The organism is Paractinoplanes ferrugineus, assembly GCF_016862195.1.
GTDB lineage: Bacteria > Actinomycetota > Actinomycetes > Mycobacteriales > Micromonosporaceae > Actinoplanes > Actinoplanes ferrugineus.
Map to the genome: position 1 here is coordinate 46,999 of NZ_BOMM01000038.1, position 15,915 is coordinate 62,913.

The 15,915-nt window shown below is 71.4% G+C and carries 21 protein-coding genes; 9 read left to right on the plus strand and 12 right to left on the minus strand.

Features of this window, described 5'->3' with window-relative positions; all coding sequences use genetic code 11:
* Nucleotides 1–31 precede the first annotated feature (31 nt).
* Nucleotides 32–157 carry a hypothetical protein gene (locus Afe05nite_RS44595; protein ID WP_275407493.1) on the plus strand — a complete coding sequence of 42 codons (126 nt, stop codon included), beginning with the start codon at nucleotides 32–34 and terminating at the stop codon, nucleotides 155–157.
* Here the strand turns inward: Afe05nite_RS44595 and Afe05nite_RS20300 are convergent.
* From Afe05nite_RS20300 to Afe05nite_RS20310, 3 genes are all read right to left on the minus strand, one after another.
* Complete coding sequence (locus tag Afe05nite_RS20300) at nucleotides 147–833, minus strand: class I SAM-dependent methyltransferase (protein ID WP_239118018.1); 687 nt, start codon at nucleotides 831–833, stop codon at nucleotides 147–149. The two genes, Afe05nite_RS44595 and Afe05nite_RS20300, sit on opposite strands and share 11 nt — an antisense overlap.
* On the minus strand, nucleotides 821–2,020 hold the full coding sequence (locus Afe05nite_RS20305; protein ID WP_203818725.1) for an aminopeptidase: 1,200 nt from the start codon (nucleotides 2,018–2,020) through the stop codon (nucleotides 821–823). The genes Afe05nite_RS20300 and Afe05nite_RS20305 overlap by 13 nt, the downstream gene beginning before the upstream one ends.
* Before the next feature lie 80 nt (nucleotides 2,021–2,100).
* Nucleotides 2,101–2,568, minus strand: a complete 468-nt coding sequence (locus Afe05nite_RS20310; RefSeq protein ID WP_203818726.1) for a GNAT family N-acetyltransferase — start codon at nucleotides 2,566–2,568, stop codon at nucleotides 2,101–2,103.
* 197 nt (nucleotides 2,569–2,765) lie between these two features.
* Here Afe05nite_RS20310 and Afe05nite_RS20315 point away from each other — a divergent pair, with 197 nt between their 5' ends.
* Together Afe05nite_RS20315 and Afe05nite_RS20320 are read left to right on the plus strand one after the other, a co-directional pair.
* Complete coding sequence (locus Afe05nite_RS20315; protein ID WP_203818727.1) at nucleotides 2,766–3,206, plus strand: MarR family winged helix-turn-helix transcriptional regulator; 441 nt, start codon at nucleotides 2,766–2,768, stop codon at nucleotides 3,204–3,206.
* 1 nt (nucleotide 3,207) lies between these two features.
* Nucleotides 3,208–4,176 carry a pirin family protein gene (locus Afe05nite_RS20320; RefSeq protein WP_203818728.1) on the plus strand — a complete coding sequence of 323 codons (969 nt, stop codon included), beginning with the start codon at nucleotides 3,208–3,210 and terminating at the stop codon, nucleotides 4,174–4,176.
* On the opposite strand, the gene Afe05nite_RS20325 is transcribed toward Afe05nite_RS20320, so the two are convergent.
* The gene (locus Afe05nite_RS20325; RefSeq protein WP_203818729.1) at nucleotides 4,079–5,023 is read right to left on the minus strand and encodes an NAD-dependent epimerase/dehydratase family protein; all 945 of its coding nucleotides are present in this window, start codon (nucleotides 5,021–5,023) and stop codon (nucleotides 4,079–4,081) included. The two genes, Afe05nite_RS20320 and Afe05nite_RS20325, sit on opposite strands and share 98 nt — an antisense overlap.
* A 122-nt stretch (nucleotides 5,024–5,145) precedes the next feature.
* Between Afe05nite_RS20325 and Afe05nite_RS20330 the strand changes: the two genes are divergently transcribed.
* The gene (locus Afe05nite_RS20330; RefSeq protein WP_203818730.1) at nucleotides 5,146–5,544 is read left to right on the plus strand and encodes a hypothetical protein; all 399 of its coding nucleotides are present in this window, start codon (nucleotides 5,146–5,148) and stop codon (nucleotides 5,542–5,544) included.
* 1 nt (nucleotide 5,545) lies between these two features.
* On the opposite strand, the gene Afe05nite_RS44600 is transcribed toward Afe05nite_RS20330, so the two are convergent.
* From Afe05nite_RS44600 to Afe05nite_RS20350, 4 genes are all read right to left on the minus strand, one after another.
* Nucleotides 5,546–6,154 (minus strand): Clp protease N-terminal domain-containing protein, encoded by a 609-nt coding sequence (locus Afe05nite_RS44600; protein WP_203818731.1) that lies wholly within the window; start codon nucleotides 6,152–6,154, stop codon nucleotides 5,546–5,548.
* 1 nt (nucleotide 6,155) lies between these two features.
* Nucleotides 6,156–6,392, minus strand: a complete 237-nt coding sequence (locus tag Afe05nite_RS20340; protein WP_203818732.1) for a helix-turn-helix domain-containing protein — start codon at nucleotides 6,390–6,392, stop codon at nucleotides 6,156–6,158.
* Nucleotides 6,393–6,490: 98 nt separating this feature from the next.
* On the minus strand, nucleotides 6,491–7,216 hold the full coding sequence (locus Afe05nite_RS20345; RefSeq protein WP_239118019.1) for a VOC family protein: 726 nt from the start codon (nucleotides 7,214–7,216) through the stop codon (nucleotides 6,491–6,493).
* Between the two features lie 192 nt (nucleotides 7,217–7,408).
* Nucleotides 7,409–9,571, minus strand: coding sequence for an ATP-binding SpoIIE family protein phosphatase (locus Afe05nite_RS20350; RefSeq protein ID WP_203818734.1), 2,163 nt, complete (start codon nucleotides 9,569–9,571; stop codon nucleotides 7,409–7,411).
* Nucleotides 9,572–9,717: 146 nt separating this feature from the next.
* Here Afe05nite_RS20350 and Afe05nite_RS20355 point away from each other — a divergent pair, with 146 nt between their 5' ends.
* Both Afe05nite_RS20355 and Afe05nite_RS45115 read left to right on the plus strand, forming a co-directional pair.
* A complete protein-coding gene (locus Afe05nite_RS20355) occupies nucleotides 9,718–10,014 on the plus strand; it encodes a hypothetical protein (protein ID WP_203818735.1) in 297 nt (98 codons plus the stop codon).
* Nucleotides 10,015–10,117: 103 nt separating this feature from the next.
* Nucleotides 10,118–11,371, plus strand: a complete 1,254-nt coding sequence (locus Afe05nite_RS45115; protein WP_239118021.1) for a mechanosensitive ion channel family protein — start codon at nucleotides 10,118–10,120, stop codon at nucleotides 11,369–11,371.
* 129 nt (nucleotides 11,372–11,500) lie between these two features.
* Here Afe05nite_RS45115 and Afe05nite_RS20365 read toward each other — a convergent pair whose 3' ends face one another.
* Nucleotides 11,501–11,860: a DUF6401 family natural product biosynthesis protein gene (locus Afe05nite_RS20365; RefSeq protein WP_203818736.1), complete on the minus strand. Its 360-nt coding sequence runs from the start codon at nucleotides 11,858–11,860 to the stop codon at nucleotides 11,501–11,503.
* 80 nt (nucleotides 11,861–11,940) lie between these two features.
* Between Afe05nite_RS20365 and Afe05nite_RS20370 the strand changes: the two genes are divergently transcribed.
* Complete coding sequence (locus tag Afe05nite_RS20370; RefSeq protein ID WP_203818737.1) at nucleotides 11,941–12,360, plus strand: hypothetical protein; 420 nt, start codon at nucleotides 11,941–11,943, stop codon at nucleotides 12,358–12,360.
* A 3-nt stretch (nucleotides 12,361–12,363) separates the two neighbouring features.
* Here the strand turns inward: Afe05nite_RS20370 and Afe05nite_RS20375 are convergent, their stop codons facing one another.
* Nucleotides 12,364–12,567: a hypothetical protein gene (locus Afe05nite_RS20375; RefSeq protein WP_203818738.1), complete on the minus strand. Its 204-nt coding sequence runs from the start codon at nucleotides 12,565–12,567 to the stop codon at nucleotides 12,364–12,366.
* Nucleotides 12,568–12,811: 244 nt separating this feature from the next.
* On the opposite strand from Afe05nite_RS20375, the gene Afe05nite_RS20380 reads away from it, so the two are divergent.
* Nucleotides 12,812–13,372, plus strand: coding sequence for a toast rack family protein (locus tag Afe05nite_RS20380; RefSeq protein ID WP_239118022.1), 561 nt, complete (start codon nucleotides 12,812–12,814; stop codon nucleotides 13,370–13,372).
* Nucleotides 13,373–13,512: 140 nt separating this feature from the next.
* Here the strand turns inward: Afe05nite_RS20380 and Afe05nite_RS20385 are convergent, their stop codons facing one another.
* The gene (locus Afe05nite_RS20385; RefSeq protein WP_203818739.1) at nucleotides 13,513–13,695 is read right to left on the minus strand and encodes a hypothetical protein; all 183 of its coding nucleotides are present in this window, start codon (nucleotides 13,693–13,695) and stop codon (nucleotides 13,513–13,515) included.
* Nucleotides 13,696–13,733: 38 nt separating this feature from the next.
* On the minus strand, nucleotides 13,734–14,198 hold the full coding sequence (locus tag Afe05nite_RS20390) for an SRPBCC family protein (protein WP_203818740.1): 465 nt from the start codon (nucleotides 14,196–14,198) through the stop codon (nucleotides 13,734–13,736).
* A gap of 86 nt (nucleotides 14,199–14,284) precedes the next feature.
* On the opposite strand from Afe05nite_RS20390, the gene Afe05nite_RS20395 reads away from it, so the two are divergent.
* On the plus strand, nucleotides 14,285–15,865 hold the full coding sequence (locus Afe05nite_RS20395) for a phytoene desaturase family protein (RefSeq protein ID WP_203818741.1): 1,581 nt from the start codon (nucleotides 14,285–14,287) through the stop codon (nucleotides 15,863–15,865).
* Nucleotides 15,866–15,915 lie beyond the last annotated feature (50 nt).

Here is a 15,915-nt window from a genome sequence, read left to right on the forward strand (position 1 = left end):
GTGACGGCCGTAACCCCGGAGGGATCATTCCATGAGCAGCGAGCCGCTCGCCACGACCACTGACGTCACCGACGCTGCCTCCGCCGAAAAGGGCCTACTGATCACGCTCCTGCTCATGGTTCTCATGGGTGTTTCGGCAATGCTCTTCATGTTCTGACCGCCCGTCTCCGGACCGCCTTCATCGACAGGGTGGTGGGCACCGGGCCGCCACCCTCGGCGAAGCCGGCCAACTCCAGGCCGGCTTCAAGAAACGCCTGCAACAGCGCCGGCAGCGGCAGGTGACTCGCGCCGACCCGGTTACGCACCCCTTCGGTGGTCCAGGACTGCTTGGTCCAGTGGCCGTCGAGATAACCGGGCCGGATGATCACGGCGGCCGGGTCGGTGCGGTCGGCGAAACCTCCGCAGAACGCCGGATGCACCCCCACGTGCACGAACGTACCGCCGGGTCGCAGCACCCGGGCGACCTCCCGCAGCACCGCCGGGTAGTCCGGCATATCGGTGTGCACCATCATCGCGATCACCGCGCCGAGCACGGCGTCGCCGATCGGCAGGCGGGTCGCGTCACCCTGGGCGATCGGCAGGCGCCCGTTCGCGTACGCCAGCATCCGTCCCGACAGGTCGACGCCCATCGGGCTCCAGCCGAGCTCGCGCAACTGGGCGGCGTGCACCCCGGTCCCGCAGCCGACCTCCAGGACCGGTTCCGCGCCGGTCCCGAGCAGACGCGCCAGCGACGCCCGGATCCCGATCGGATCGCCGGGCGTCGACGTCGGCAGGAACTGGTTCTCGTACCAGTCGGCGATCTCGTCGTAGGCGGCGATGGTCAGAGCACCCACTCGTCGTCGCGGATGATGTCGACGGTGCCACCCGGCCCGGTGCCGCGCACCGTCATGCCGTCACCCCCGATCACCACGTCGGTGTGCACCCCCGACGAGTTCAGGCCCACCGCGGCACGCTGTTCCGGGGTCATCGCGAGGCCACCCTCGACCGACCACGGGAAGCTCTGCCCCCACGCCACGTGGCAGCCGGCGTTCTCGTCGTAGAGCGTGTTGTGGAAGACGATGCCCGCCTCGGCGATCCGGCTGTCCCGGTCGACGAGCGAGACCTCGCCCAGGTGGCGGGCGCCCTCGTCGGTCTCGATCTGCGCCCGGATCACGTCGGCGCCCTCGTCCGCGTCGACCTCGTCGATCCGGCCGTCCTTGAACGTCACCCGCAGCCCTTTGATCAGCTGACCGGCGATCACCATCGGCCGGGTCACCCGGATCGTGCCCTCGGCCCGGTTGAGGTCGGGGCTGGTGAAGACCTCCTCGGTGGGGAGGTTCGGCAGGTAGGGAATGCCGGCGTGGTCGACCAGACCGCCACCGGTCCAGCGGGCCCTCGGCGGCAGGCCGACCACGAGGTCGGTGCCCTCGCCGAGGTAACGCACCTCGTCCAGATCGAGTTCGTCGAGCTGCTTCGCGCGCGCGGTCAGGGTCGCCGAGCGGGTCTGCCACTCCGCCGCCGGGTCGGCCGAGTCGAGCCGCATCGCGGTGCTGACCGCCGCCCACAGCCGGTCCATGTCGGGCTCGCCGAAGATCTGCTCGGCCCAGCCCGGGTTCGGCGCGGCCACCAGCGACCAGCGCATGTCGCCGGCGAACAGGGCGTCCCGGCGGGCGCGCACCTCGTCGTGCCGGCGGGCCGCCAGCCGGACCGGGTCGGCGCCGTCGAACAGATGCGGATCGGGGTCACCGACCAGGCCGATCGACGCGACCCCGGCCGCTCGCCACTGATCGATGCGGGCCAGCGCCCACGGCCGGCTGGCGGAGAGGGCCTCGACCGTCGCCCGGTCGACCCCGGATCGCTGGATCGGCCCGTCCTGGAAGTTGACCTCGACCCAGCCGGCCCCGGCGCGATAGGCGGCCGCCACGACAGCTCGGGCGATCTCCAGGTGCGCCGTGTCGCTGTCGACCACGACGCCCTGACCGGGCTGAACATTGACCCCGGCCCGGACTACCAGGTCCGCGAAACGCTCGATCTGTCCCATGCCGGACACACTAGATCAGCGACGGCGCGCGAATCGCCCCTCGCCGACCGGTCGGCGGCATCTCAATCAGGCCATCAGTGTCATGCGATGGGCAACCGCAGACGCATCGCCGGATCGGGGGTGCGCACGAACCCGAGCGACTCGTAGAGGGGTTCGCCGTCGCGCGACGCTTTCAGCTCGACCTTGCCGACGCCCCGCTCGGCGAACCAGTCGAGCAGCGCCGTCATGCACTGCTGGCTGAAGCCGCGCCGGCGCATGCCGGGATCGGTGGCGACGTTGAAGACGTAGCCGGACCGGCCGTGCGGATCACCCGGGGTGCCGAGCCGGGTCTCGATCGTGCCGACCGCGCAGGCGGCCAGCCCGGCGCCGGCGGGGCGGTCGACCACGAACGCGGCCATCGTCTCGTCGGCCAACCGCGTGCGGAACGTCTGCCGGGCCGCTGACTGCCAGTCGTCGGCCCAGCCGGGCGTGCGCATGCTGCGCAACATCACTTCTCGCAGGCGGACCAACTCGTCGGCGTCCCGGGGTTCGGCTCGGCGCGCAGTCATGGCAGGCAAACTAATCGGTCCGGGCCGGCGCGGCGCGGCGATTTCCACAGGCGTACCGGGCGCGCTCAGTGTCGGCTTCCGGACACAGCCGCCATCGTTCGCCGTACCGGTCTATTTTGTTGCCGGAGGACAATAGGCTCCGTCGCTCGTGATCCATGGCACTGTTCTTTCAGATTTGAAAGAGTTAGCGTGTGGGCATGGCCGAACCGCTGAGCGACACGGAACAGCAAGCGTGGCGCACCTTCATCGAGAGTTCGTGGGCGTTGCACACCCACCTCGAGGACGAACTGCGCGCCACCACCGGCCTGAGCATGAATGATTACCACGTGCTCGTGGTGCTGTCCGAGGCGCCCGGACGCCGGCTGCGCATGGGTGAGCTGGCCGGCCGGCTGGTCTTCTCGCCGAGCCGGATCACCTATCAGATCAACTCCATGGTCAAGCGTGGCCTCGTGCGCAAACAGCCCTGTCCCGAGGACGGCCGTGGCCAGGAGGCGGTGCTCACCGACTTCGGGATGCGCTCCCTCGAAGAAGCCGCGCCGTTGCACCTGATCACCGTTCGCGACCGCTTCATCGACCGGCTCGCTCCCGACGAGCTCGAGGTCATCGCCCGGGTTTTCGAAAAAGTAAGGAAGGCCTGAGATGCCTGCCATCACCGTCGACGACGTGCTGGTCCTGCCGCGGCTGCCGCGCGTCGAGGAGGCCGCCCGGTTCCGCCCGGTCCGGCGCCTCACCACGGCGCCCTCCGGTTACGAGGGCGAGGGTTTCCCGGTGCGCCGGGCCTTCGCCGGGGTGCCGCTCAACGAGCTCGACCCGTTCATCCACCTCGACCAGATGGGCGAGGTCGACTACGCCCCGGGCGAGCCCAAGGGCACGCCGTGGCACCCGCACCGAGGCTTCGAGACGGTGACCTACATGATCGACGGGATCATGGACCACCAGGACTCGCTCGGTGGCGGCGGCACCATCACCGACGGCGACACCCAGTGGATGACCGCCGGCCAGGGCATCCTGCACATCGAGGCCCCGCCGGAGCACCTGGTCACCAGCGGCGGCCTGTTCCACGGCCTGCAGCTCTGGGTCAACCTGCCCCGGGCCGCCAAGATGATCACCCCGAAGTACCAGGACATCCGGGGCCGGGAGTCGGCCCTGCTGACGTCCGCCGACGGCGGCAGCCTGATCCGGGTCATCGCCGGCGAGGTGGGCGGCCACGCCGGTCCGGGCTCCACGTTCACCCCGATCAACCTGGCCCACGTGACCCTGCAGCCGGGCGCCCAGCTCGACCTGCCGTGGCAGCCCGACTACAACGCGCTGGTCTATGTCCTGGCCGGCCGCGGGACGGCCGGAGCCGAGAAGCGCCCGATCCAGATCGGCCAACTGGCCGCCTACGGCCCGGGCGACGTCATCCGGGTGGCGGCCGACGCGGCCCAGGACTCGAACATCCCCGCGATGGAACTGTTCATCATGGGTGGGCGCCCGATCCGGGAGCCGGTGGCCCACTACGGCCCCTTCGTCATGAACACGAAGGAGGAGCTGGCCCAGGCGTTCGAGGACTTCCAGAAGGGCCGGCTCGGCGTGGTTCCGGCGGGCCGGCTTCCGCACACGGACTGACCGAACTCCGCACCGGGAACGGGAACGCCGCCTCGAAGCCGAGCAGGTCCCGCGCCGGGGCCAGGTCGATCGGGACCGTGCGGCCGGTGAACGACGGGCGTGGTACCCCGGGATGGAACCTGTCGAGCAGCCACTGCGTGGGCTGCGGCGCCAGGGTCTCGGGGGCCGCGGCGTACACCACGTGGAAACCGGGCCGGGCCGGTCGCAGCGCCGCGAACAGGGCGCGGGCCGCGTCGCGTACGTCCAGGTAGCTCCACACGTCGGCGGCACCGGTGGCGGGATCGGTGGCGAACCGGGCGGCCGCGGTGGCCAGCCGGCCGTCGGCGGCGCCGATGAAGGGCAGGCGCAGGGCCACCACGGTCATGCCGTACGCCCGGTTGATCATCTCGGCGGTGGCCTCGTCGGCCTGCTTGCTCAGCGCGTACGGGTCGGTGATCTGCAGCGGCAGCCGGGCGTCGATCGGCAGGTAGGGCAGGCGCAACGGCGTTCGCGCGAACGGCAGCCCGCAGATCGCGTAGCTGCTGGCGATCGCCGCCCGCTCGACGCCCCGCCGCCCGGCCCGATCGAGGACGGCGAAGGTGGCGAGCGTGTTGCGGCCGAAGACGACCTCGGCCGGGTCGCGTATCGGGTCGGGGATGGCGGCCAGGTGGATCACGTCGGTGACATCGGCGAGTGCGTCGTCGACCACCGCGGGGTCGGCGGCGTCACCGACGACTGTGCGGTCGGCCCCGACCGAGGCCGGCTCCAGGATCAGGGCGGTGGCCGGGACGCCGTGGGCGGCGAGCAGCTCGAGGACCGCGGTGCCGACCAGCCCGGCGGCGCCGGTCACCAGGACTCGCTGCGACATGTCGGCTCCGGCAGTGTCTTGATCAACAGGTCTTGATCAACAGGGTCTTGATCGTCACGGGCGACGAACGTCCGCGTCTCCATTATCATCGGGCGAGGTCGAGCTGGCTGGCTGGGAGCGGCATGGCGTACCGGGTGGAATACGACGGCGAGGGCATCGAGCTCGGCACCCTGGATGCCGCCCTGGACTGTGCCCGGACCGCGATCGCCAACGACGTGGACCGCTTCGACGGGTGGGCCGTCGAGCACGACGAGGACGTCGACGACTGGTTCGTGCAGGCGGTGCGCAACGGCCGCCGGGTCGGGCCGCTCGCGGTGGTCACCAACCTCGGCAAGGCCCTGGTCCCGCCGGTCGTCGAGGAGTGGGAACGGCGGGTGTCGTTCGTGGGCAGGACACCGGCGGACGCGTTCGCGATGGCCGCCGACTGGCTGGAGCGCCGCCCCGACGTCGAGACCATCGGGGACGTCGGGTGGCACCACACCGCCAGCGGCCATCAGCTGCGCATCTATTACCGCGGGTAGGTCAGGCGGCCTGGTCGGTCAGGGAGCGCTCCAATTCCGTACGCAAATCGTCGAACTTGATTCGGTGTTCGGTCAGAACACGGGCCGCCAGGCCCTCGCCCTCGCGCAGCAGGCCCAGCATGATGTGCTCGGGGCCGATGAAATTCTGGTGCAGCCGGACCGCCTCGCGCAGGGCTAGTTCGAGCAGTTTCTTGGCCCGCGGGGTAAGCGGGAGGTGGCCGCCCGAGGCATAGAGCCGGCCGAAGAACCCGCGCTTCCTCGGCAGCGCTTGCGGCAGCTGGAGCGCACCGGCACCGAAATTCTCCTCGATCGCGGCGCGCACCTTGTCGAGGTCGATGCCGATGGCCTTGAGGGCGGCCGCGTCCTCGGCCTCGGTCTCGGCGCGTGACGGCCCCGGCTCGGTCCCGCCGGCCAGGCGTCGCACGTCGTCGCGGGCCGTCGCGGCGTCGAGGCCGCGCTCCCGCAGCAGGCGAGCGACCGTGCCGTTCTCGTCGCGCAGCATCGAGATGAGCACGTGCTCCGTGCCGATGTGCTGGTTGCCCAGGTCGCGAGCCGCCTGGTGGGCGCCCGTCACGACCTCGCGGGCCCCGGTGGTGAACCTCTCGAACATGTCAGCCCTCCCGTGGGTCGCGCGCCACCATGTGGAGCGCGTGCTTCTTGTGAACGCCCTGGCGGGTCACCTCGAGCGCGTCGGCGATCTCCTGCCAGGACCAGCCCTTGCGGCGGGCGTTGGCCACCTGGAGGTGCTCCAGCCCCTCGAGCAGGCGGCGCAGCGCCACCACCGCGCGCAGGCCGACCCGTGGATCGGCGCTGCCGGCGGCGGCGGCGAGGTCGGTTGCTTCAGTCATGCTGTCAACTTACGTTGACAGCAGCGGTTCGTCAACCTTGGTTGACACGGAGGGCACAAAAAAGAGGGCCCGACGGGCCCTCCTTCTTGATGAGCTGGTCAGCCGCCGTACGTCAGCTCCAGGCCGATGATGTCGTTGTACGCCACCGCGAGCTCCACCGGGCGCGGCAGTGGCGCGGTGATCGCGAACTGGGTGCCGGCCGGGTCGATGATCTCGGCATAGCGACCCAATCCCATCTCGACCGGGCCCGCCGTCACCCGGCCGCCGAGCCGGGCCACGTGCGCGACCAGCTCCGGGCAGTCGGCCACCTGGAACGACGGCTGCCAGCGGACGTCGTAGCGCCCGGGGATCAGTCCGGCCACCGAGTCGCGAGCCTCGGTCAGCCATTCGCCGCTGCCGAACTCGTGGGTCAGCGACCAGCCGAACACCGAGCCGTAGAACGCGGTCGCCCGGCTCGCGTTGTCGGTCAGCAGGTCGGACCAGGCCATCGTGCCCGGTTCGCCGCGCAGCTGGGCACCGGCGAAACCGGCCGCCTGCCACAGGCCGAAGATCGCGCCGGACGAGTCGGCGACGACCGCCCGGCGGCCGCCCGGGCGCTCCTCGGGGCGGATCAGCACATGGCCGTACGCGGCCTCGACGCACCTGATCGTGTAGTCCAGGTCGGGTGCCGCGAGGTAGGTCAACCAGCCCGTGGGCTGGTCGGGCCGGCTCGGCACGATGCCGGCGACGGCACGGCCCTCCAGTCGGAACTGGTCACCGTCGATCGCCCAGCCGAACAGGTCCGCATAGAACCCCGCCGTGCGCGAGGGGTCCGGTGTGGACAACTCCGCCCAGCAAGGGGTGGATGGCGCAAAGCCTCGAATCCGCATGTCCGCTCCCACGTGGATGCCCCGGTTTGAATGACGACCTTACGGCACCCAATACGCTTCGTCACTACCTCGGGGTTCAATGCCCGATTTGGAGAGGCTTTCAGTCACTCTAGGTAGTTGGTCGGGAGTGAGGTTGTAACGCGACCGTTAACTTGCTGGTGAGTCCGAAGTGGACCGGATCAGCAACTCGAACCACACCGTCGAGCCCCGGACCGACGGATCGGTGCCCCACGAGTCGCTCAACTCCTCGATCAGGCTCAGGCCCCGGCCCCGGCTGCTCATCGCGTCGGTGTGCGCCCGGATCACGCTGCCCCGGGTGCCGGTGTCGGCCACCGAGACCAGCAGTCGCTCGGCGTTCAGGTCGATGTGGACCTGGGCCGGGGTGCCGGCGTGCAGCAGGGCGTTGGTGGTGAGCTCGCTCGTGCAGAGGATGGCCGAGCCGATCACCTGCTCGGGCACCGACCACTCGCGCAGGCGGGTGCCCATCCACTGGCGTACGCGGCTGGGGCCGGTCGGTTCCGCGGCCACCAGCATGGTGTCCGATCGACTCAGCGCCACCGCGCGTTCCACCGCGAGCACCGCCACGTCGTCGTCGGTCGGGCCCGGCACCGCCGCCGTCGCGATCGCACACAGATTTCGTGGATCACCACTGGGCGCCCCCGCCGCCACCGCGACGAGCGCGTCGAGACCGTCGTTGAGCGCCCGGCCGCGCCGCTCCACCACACCGTCGCTGAACAGCAGGATCGAGTCGCCCGGCTCCAGCCGCACCACGCCCGTCTGCCACCGGCCGCCGAGGCCCAGCGGCGCCCCCGGCGGAATCTTCACCAGCTCGGCCGTCGGTGCCTCGCCACCCTGGCCGGCTCGGCGCAGCACCGGCGGCGGGTGGCCCGCGCTGGCCAGCGTGATCGTGCCGTCGTGCGGGTCGAGCACCCCGTAGACGACGGTCACGAAGATCTCCTCGTTGCGGGACTCGGCGCCCAGCGAACCGACCAGCCGGTCGAGGCCCGCGAGCACGCCCGGCGGGTCGGCGTCGGTGAGCGCCAGCGCCCGCAGCGCGGCCCGCACCTGACCCATCACCGCGGCCGCGCGTACGTCGTGCCCGGCCACGTCGCCCAGCACCATCGCCAGCCGGCCGTCGGCCAGCCGGAACGCGTCGTAGAAGTCGCCCCCCGCCGCGTTGCCGTCCACCCCCACGTCGTAGCGGGCCGCGATGCGGAACCGCTCCAGCTCGGGCAGGTGCTCGGGCAGCATGCTCCGCTGCAGCAGCTGGGCCGTGCCGTGCTGGGCCTCGAACCGGCGGGCCCGCTCGGCCGCCTGCGCCACCTGCTGGGCGGCCGCGTTGAGCAGCGCCTGCTCGGCCGGCAACCAGTTGTGCTCGGTCCGGTAACCGATGCTCAGGGCGCCACTCAACGACGCCGTGCGCAACGGAAGCACCGCCAGCGCCCGGATGCGCCGCTCGTGCCGGTCGCTCGCCACCTCACGCAGCGGCTCGCCGTCCGCCACGAACGACGCGCGGCCCGATCGGGCCGCCGCGACCAGCGGGGCCTGCGGGTTGTCGGGCAGTCTCTTCCACACGGGGGGCAGCCGTTCGTCGGCCTCGTCGAGCATCTCGCCCCGGATGCGGCGCACCGACCGGAACATGTTGCCGTCGTCCACCGCGAACACGCAGTGGTCGACGTCGAAGGAGGTCAGCGCATAACCCAGGACGACCCGCGCGACGTCGTCGACGGTGAGCGCGACCGCCAACCGCGAGGTCAGCTCACCGAGATTCTGCAGGCGGCGGGTCACCTGGGTGGTCTCGGCGGCCACCGTGAGCACCCCCGCCGCGCGCCCGCGCCGATCGCTGACGATCGAGTGGCCCCGGGTGAAGAAGGCCTGCTCCGGGCGGGCGCCGTCGGCGCGCACCACGGTCAGCTGGGTCTCCGGCTCGAGGAACGGCCGGCCGCTGCGGTAGACCTCCTCGATCACCCCGCCGAGGCCCGGCGACAGCCAGCTCTCCCCGAACGCCTCGGCCGCCGGCCGGCCCATCGCCGCCGGGTGCAGGGTGCCGATCAGATCGGCGTAGGCGTCGTTGTAGATCAGCACGAAGCTGTCACCGAAGCTGAACGCCATCGGCATCGGCGAGGACAGCACCAGATCGACGGTCGCGGTGACGACCGGATCCCATCTCTCGCGCGGCCCGAGCGGGGTGTCGTCCCAAGGGAGATCGCGGACGATCTCGGCGGCCGCCGGTCGCGCAGGGAAGGTCGCACCCAGCTGCGAGGGCAGCGTGGGAGAGTGTGAAGGGCGCACCCCTCCCGTCCCGGCCATGCTCGAAAGCGTAGCCCGACTCGGCCGTTCGGACGATGCCCAGCTGTCCGACCGTCCGATTCCTGACGGCACGAGCCGGTGCGGTTTGTCCTTTGACACAGGATGAGCTTGGCAAAGGCGTGTTTCGCTCACGTAAGGTCCCCGCCGTGAAAGACGCGGAGCCCTTGATCGACCTGTCCGCACCGCGCCACTACGAGCAAGTCACCCCGCGCGGCCGTCGTCGTCGCCGGTTCGCGATCGCCGGCCTGGCCGCGATCGCCGCGGTCCTCGCCGGCGGGGTGGGCTACGCGGCGCTGCACCGCCCGGCCGCCGTTCCGGTCGTTCCGGCGGTCACTCCCACGTCCGCCGCCCCGGTCGACGCCGCCCGCCCGCCGGACGACTTCCGGCCCGGCGCCCTCCCGGCGGCCGGCCTGGACCGGGTCAAGGCCGCACCCACCCGCTGAGCCCGGCCGGGCCGGGAGCCTTTCCGAGGGGCGGTATTTGTCGTTTCGTCCTATGGTCGCAGTGTCGGTGTGGTACCGGCCTGGTGGGATCTGGGAGCGTGCGATGACCGGAAACGGGCTGGGTCAAGGACTCAGCGATATGTGGCGATCGGTGCTGTTGTTCCTGCCCAAGGCGCTGATCTTCGTCGTGGTCCTGGTGGTCGGCTACGTCGTGGCGCGGGTCTTGCGCACCGTGGTCGGCAAGGCACTGCACAAGGCCGGCTTCGACCGGGCGGTGTCCCGGGGTGCGCTGGGCCGGGCGCTGCGGAATGCCAAGATCAGCGCCGCCGACCTGGGCGCGAAGATCGTGTTCTACGGGGTCATGCTGTTCGCTCTGCAGCTCGCCTTCGGCCTCTGGGGGCCCAACCCGGTGAGCGAACTGCTCACCGACCTGATCGCGTGGCTGCCCCGGGCGTTCGTGGCGATCGTGATCGTGGTGGTGGCGGCGGCGATCGCCGGGGCGGTGCACGATCTGCTCAGCGGGGCACTGGGTGGGCTCGGGTACGGGCGGGTGCTCGCCCGGGCGGTGGCCATCGTGATCGTGGTGCTCGGCGTGATCGCGGCCCTCGACCAGGTGCGGATCGCCACCTCGGTCACCCGGCCGCTGCTCATCGCGGTCCTCGCCACGGTGGCCGGCGTGGTGATCGTCGGGGTCGGTGGCGGGCTGATCCGGCCCATGCAATACCGGTGGGAGACGTGGCTGGAACGGGCCGGCACCGAGTCGACGGTGATTCGGGAGCACGCGAAGGCGTACGCGCAGGAGCGCCGGCAAGCGGAGGCGGCCCGCAGAGCGCAGGAGGCGCGGGTCGAGGCGGCGCGCCGGGCCGAGGAGGCCGCCCAGGCCGAGGGCACCCGCCGGGCCGAGGAGGCACGCCTGGCCCAGGAAGCCTGGCAGGCCGAGGAGTCGCAGCTGGCGGCGGAATCGCAGCTGGCGGCGGAGCGGCGCCGTGCGGACGAGGCCCGGCAGGCCGAGCAGGCCCGCCAGGAGTCCAGCCGGCCGGAGCTCAACCGGCCGGAGTCCAGCCGGCCGGACGCCACGACCCGGACGCTGAGCATCGTCGAGGTGGCCGAGACCCAGCCGATCACCGAGGCGGATCGAGCCGCCGCCCAGGCCGAAGCGGCGAAGCACGTGCCGCCGCCCCGGAGCGTCCCGGACGTTGAGGAAACCGGCGAATCGGCCGGGCCCGGCTCCGACACCGCACCCACGGCGATCATCAACCCGGGCCCGAACGACACCCAGGTGATCGGGGGCATCGAGGCGACCCAGGTGATCCCGCCCGGCGAGGAACCCCGAAGCGCCCGGCCCGAGCCCGAGTAGCGCCCGCGGCGCCCGGCCCGAGCCGGAGTGAGCCCACCGCGCAAGAAGCGCAGGCACAGGAGAGGGGCCGGCGCCGGGGAGAACCCCGGCACCGGCCCCGGTGTGACGGATGGCCTGTCGCGGTTCAGGTCAGTTTGCGGTGGGCAGGCTGCGAGCCAGGGAACACACCGCCAGCAGGCGGGTCATCACCCAGTCGTTGGCGGACCAGTCGATGATCGGGCCGACCGGTGGACGCCAGCCGTGGGTGAAGGCGGCGTCGCGGACGCCCTCGGCGTAGGCGGCGAGCAGAACCGCGGTCAGCGGGCGCGTGTCAGCCGAGAGGCTGTCGCGAACCCCGGCGGCGTGCTGGTCGACGACGGCCATCAGACCCGGGTTGGTGCCGGCGGCGTCGAGGCCGCTGACTCCCACCGTGTCGTGCAGCTCGGCGAGGCAGGCGTTGGCGGAACGGAGGGCAGCACGGGCGGCAGCGCCGCTGAACAGGCCATTCATGAGGAGAAAGTTACGGAGCCCGGGGTATGGAACGGTTCTCCGTAACGGTGCAGAACGGTTGAGAAGAAAAGAGGGCGGCGATGAAGCCGGATGAGGCACACCAGCGGCCGGCCGGGCTCGACGATCTGACGGTGCTCGCCCTGGGCAAGCTGAGCGAGGCCCTCGAGACGACCGAGCGGGTGCGCGGCCACCTGTACTCGATGCACCAGCTCACCGGCACCGCCGACTTCCAGCTCGACGAGGCGGTGTCGCTGTTCCGGGAGGCCGGCCACGAACAGTGGGCGGCGCGGATCCAGAACGAGCTCATCGGGCGGAACGTCACGCCCGGCCACTGGACGTTCCAGTTGGTCGAGGAATACGACGACGGTTACTGGTCGGATCTTCGCCGGGTGGAGAAGGCGGCCCGGGACGAACTCGCCGAGGGCCGCCGTCATCTTTACGAAGCGGAGCTGAAGGAACGCCGGCGCACCCACGGCCGGCCGGGCCACGAGGCTCGCTGAGGCCTACTCCTCGATCGGCGCCGGGCGGCGGCGCTGGGTGTCGTCGGCGAGGATGACGGTGGCCACCACGAGGGCGACCACGACGGCGAACAACCAGGAAGCGTCGTCCACGAACTTGGCGGCCAGCGGGGCCTGGAAAGCGGCAAGCATGAAGCCGACCCAGGCGAGACGACGCTGCCGTTCGGAGAGGAAACCAGCAGATTGCATTCGGACAGTCTTGCTCGATCGGGACGGATCGCCGTCACCCGTTCGGCCGATTCTCCGTTGTCCGATAGTGCCCCTTGCATTGCGTCCACGCGGCTCAACGGCTCGGCTCATGGTCGCATTATTGCTGCTCACCGCTTTGGTCGGGTGCTCTTCCAGAACTGCGCAACCGACCCCGGGAAAAGCGCCGGAAGAGGAGCGGGTAGCGGTCGCCGCGCTGCGGGGCCGCAGTGGCAGCTCCCTGACTGTGCGTGACGCCGCCTCCCGGATCCGGGTCGAGCTGGCGACGCTTCCGGGCCTGCTCTACCGGATCAGCACACCTGCCGGTTCCGGTCTGGCGCCGCGGGTCACCGGCGCGAACGGGCGCCTGGTCGCGTCCCTGCTGCCGACCGGTGGCGACGGGCCGGACGAGGTGCGGATCGTGCTCAACCGGGACGTCCGCTGGCAGCTCGACCTGCCGGCCGGCGCCGGGGAGCAGCAGCTGGACCTGCGCCGGGGCCGGGTCTCCCGGCTCGACCTGGGGGCGTCCGGCCTGGTCGAGCTGCGGCTGCCGAAGCCGGACACGATCGTTCCGATCACGCTGCGCGGGGGAGTGGGCGGCGTCTTGATCACCGCTGAGCCGGGCACTCCGCTGCGGGTCCGGCTGGACCGGGGCGCCGGCTCCTGGCTGGGCGGGGCTCCCGCTGCACCGGGAACAGTCCGGCAGGTGGGGGCACGGCCCGGGACGCTTGCGGGGTACGGGATAAGAGCGCGCTCGTCGGTAGGCAGCTTCGCGGTCCGGACCGCCCCACCGCGCCCGGCCGACTGAACGCGTCCGGCCGGTCCAGCGCGACCGGCCGACCGAAGCCGACCGGCCGACCGCCGGGCCGGAAGCTCGGTGATCGGCCGGTGCTGACGCTGAGGTCCCGCTGTGCCAGCGGAACACGTCGGTCGCCCGTACTGAAAAAATCAGTGCGGCCCGGTGTGGCCCGTCGTGCTCGGGGGCCCGTCGTCGGTGACCTCGATGCCGGAATCGTTGTCCGACGGGTCGTTCTGGCCGTCGGTGTCCCAGGTGGCCATGGCCTTGTCGAGCTCGCTGAGCGGGAGCTTTTCCTCGTCGCGCCACACGCCGTCGTCTGTCGGATGCGTCATGGCGTCAAGCTACCCCCGTTCCGGGCCGATCAACCCGGTCAGACGCCGGGCCGGTCGACCTCGCCACGCCAGGCACCGGTCTCGGCGCCGCCGCGGCTCTCGATGAACTCCTTGAAGCGGCCCAGGTCGCCCTTGACCCGGTGGTCGACGACGCCCAGCACGGCACCCGCCTTCTCGACGATGCCGTCCGGCTCGAAGTCCATCTGGACGGTGACCCGGGTCTTGGTGTCGTCGAGCCGGTGGAACGTGACCACGCCGGCCTGCTTCTCGCCGTCGGTGGACTTCCAGGCGACCCGCTCGTCGGGGAGCTGCTCGGTGACCTCGGCGTCGAACTCGCGCTTGACGCCGCCGATCTCCGTCTTCCAGTGCATGTGGGTCTCGTCGATCTGGCGGATCTCGGTGACTCCATCCATGAACCGGGGGAACTCCTCGAACTGGGTCCACTGGTTGTACGCGGTGCGCACGGGTACGTCGACGTCAACGAACTCGGTCACGGTACTCACGGTGACTCCCTATCTGTTGTGTTTCCCCGCCGTGGTGTTATTCAGGACGTGCCCGGGTGATCGAGTGCTAAACGAGACGAGGGCTGATGGAAATCACAGACGCGATCGTGGTTGGAGCCGGACACAACGGTCTGGTGGCCGCGAACCTGCTGGCCGACGCCGGTTGGTCGGTGACGGTCGTGGAGGCGACGCCGCGGCCGGGTGGTGCGGTTCGCTCCGGGTTCGTCACCGCTCCCGGCTATCTCAGCGATCTCTTCAGCTCGTTCTACCCGCTCGGCATCGCCTCGCCGGTGCTGCGCGATCTCGACCTCGAGCTGAACTGGCGGCACGCCCCCGACGTGCTCACCCACCTGCTGCCGGACGGCCGGGCGGCCACCATCAGTCGCGACATCTCGGTCACCATGGCGTCGATGGAGCAGTTCGCGCCGGGTGACGGTGAGCGCTGGCGCGGTGCTTTCGAGGAGTGGCGCACCATCTCGGAACCGCTCGTCGAGGCGGTCCTGCGGCCGTTCCCGCCGGTGCGCGCCGGGGTGGACCTGCTGACGCGGCTGCGGGCGCCGGGGGCGCTGCGGATGGCGCGCCGGCTGTTGCTGCCGGTGCGGCAGCTGGGCAGTGAGCTCTTCCGCGGCGAGGGCGCGACCCTGGCGCTGGCCGGGTGCGCGTTGCACACCGACCTGTCGCCGGACGACGCCGGCGGCGGGATCTACGGCTGGTTGCTGGCGATGCTCGGCCAGGAGGTCGGCTGGCCGGTCCCGGAGGGCGGGGCGCAGCGGATCACCGACGCGCTGGTGGACCGGCTCACGTCGCGCGGCGGCGAGATCGTCTACGACTCGCCGGTCGAGCGGGTACTGATCGCCCGGGGGCGGGCGATGGGCGTACGCACCGCGGGCGGCCGGGATCTGCGGGCGCGTCGGGCGGTGCTCGCCGACGTACCGGCGCCCGCGTTGTTCCTGGACCTGGTCGGGGAGCGGTGGCTGCCGCCGCGCGTGGTGGACGACCTCCAGCACTTCCGCTGGGACGGGGCGACCGTGAAGCTCGACTGGGCGGTACGCGGCAAGATCCCCTGGCGTAACCCGGCCGCGGCCGGGGCCGGCACCGTGCACCTGGGCGCCGACCTGAACGGGCTGACCCGCTACTCCGCCGAGCTCGCCACCGGGGCGATTCCGGGCAAGCCGTTCCTGCTGTTCGGGCAGATGACCACGGCCGACCCGCGGCACTCGCCGCCCGGCACCGAGTCGGCGTGGGCGTATACGCATTTGCCGCACCGCAAGCATTGGGCGGCCGGCGAGATCGAGGAGCACGTGGCGCGGGTGGAGGCGGTCGTCGAGGAGCACGCTCCCGGCTTCGGCGCCCTGGTCGCCGGGCGCAACGTCTTCTCCCCGGCCGACCTGGAGCAGGAGAACCCGTCGCTGGTGGGCGGCGCGCTCGGGGGCGGCACCGCGGCCGTCTATCAGCAGCTGTTCCTGCGTCCGATCCCCGGTCTGGGCCGTGCCGACACCCCCGTCGACCGGCTCTTCCTGGCCAGTTCGTCGGCCCATCCGGGAGGTGGCGTGCACGGGGCGCCGGGCGCGAACGCGGCGCGGGCCGCCCTCGCCCGGGACCGGAAGATCACCGGCGAGCTGTACCACAAAGTGATCACCACGGCACACCGCGTCATCAACGGCTGACCGGAGCGGCTACGCTGCATAACGGCCCGTGATGTTTACCAATTGGGGCT

Bases quoted from the DNA above. Each gene is read 5' to 3' on its own strand.
- Afe05nite_RS20350 (WP_203818734.1), bottom strand. From the start codon at position 9,571: ATGGCCGGGACGGGAGGGGTGCGCCCTTCACACTCTCCCACGCTGCCC.
- Afe05nite_RS44600 (WP_203818731.1), bottom strand. From the start codon at position 6,154: ATGTTCGAGAGGTTCACCACCGGGGCCCGCGAGGTCGTGACGGGCGCC.
- Afe05nite_RS20375 (WP_203818738.1), bottom strand. From the start codon at position 12,567: ATGCAATCTGCTGGTTTCCTCTCCGAACGGCAGCGTCGTCTCGCCTGG.
- Afe05nite_RS20315 (WP_203818727.1), top strand. From the start codon at position 2,766: ATGGCCGAACCGCTGAGCGACACGGAACAGCAAGCGTGGCGCACCTTC.
- Afe05nite_RS20385 (WP_203818739.1), bottom strand. From the start codon at position 13,695: ATGACGCATCCGACAGACGACGGCGTGTGGCGCGACGAGGAAAAGCTC.
- Afe05nite_RS20395 (WP_203818741.1), top strand. From the start codon at position 14,285: ATGGAAATCACAGACGCGATCGTGGTTGGAGCCGGACACAACGGTCTG.
- Afe05nite_RS20340 (WP_203818732.1), bottom strand. From the start codon at position 6,392: ATGACTGAAGCAACCGACCTCGCCGCCGCCGCCGGCAGCGCCGATCCA.
- Afe05nite_RS20365 (WP_203818736.1), bottom strand. From the start codon at position 11,860: ATGAATGGCCTGTTCAGCGGCGCTGCCGCCCGTGCTGCCCTCCGTTCC.
- Afe05nite_RS20330 (WP_203818730.1), top strand. From the start codon at position 5,146: ATGGCGTACCGGGTGGAATACGACGGCGAGGGCATCGAGCTCGGCACC.
- Afe05nite_RS20325 (WP_203818729.1), bottom strand. From the start codon at position 5,023: ATGTCGCAGCGAGTCCTGGTGACCGGCGCCGCCGGGCTGGTCGGCACC.
- Afe05nite_RS44595 (WP_275407493.1), top strand. From the start codon at position 32: ATGAGCAGCGAGCCGCTCGCCACGACCACTGACGTCACCGACGCTGCC.
- Afe05nite_RS20305 (WP_203818725.1), bottom strand. From the start codon at position 2,020: ATGGGACAGATCGAGCGTTTCGCGGACCTGGTAGTCCGGGCCGGGGTC.
- Afe05nite_RS20320 (WP_203818728.1), top strand. From the start codon at position 3,208: ATGCCTGCCATCACCGTCGACGACGTGCTGGTCCTGCCGCGGCTGCCG.
- Afe05nite_RS20370 (WP_203818737.1), top strand. From the start codon at position 11,941: ATGAAGCCGGATGAGGCACACCAGCGGCCGGCCGGGCTCGACGATCTG.
- Afe05nite_RS45115 (WP_239118021.1), top strand. From the start codon at position 10,118: ATGACCGGAAACGGGCTGGGTCAAGGACTCAGCGATATGTGGCGATCG.
- Afe05nite_RS20310 (WP_203818726.1), bottom strand. From the start codon at position 2,568: ATGACTGCGCGCCGAGCCGAACCCCGGGACGCCGACGAGTTGGTCCGC.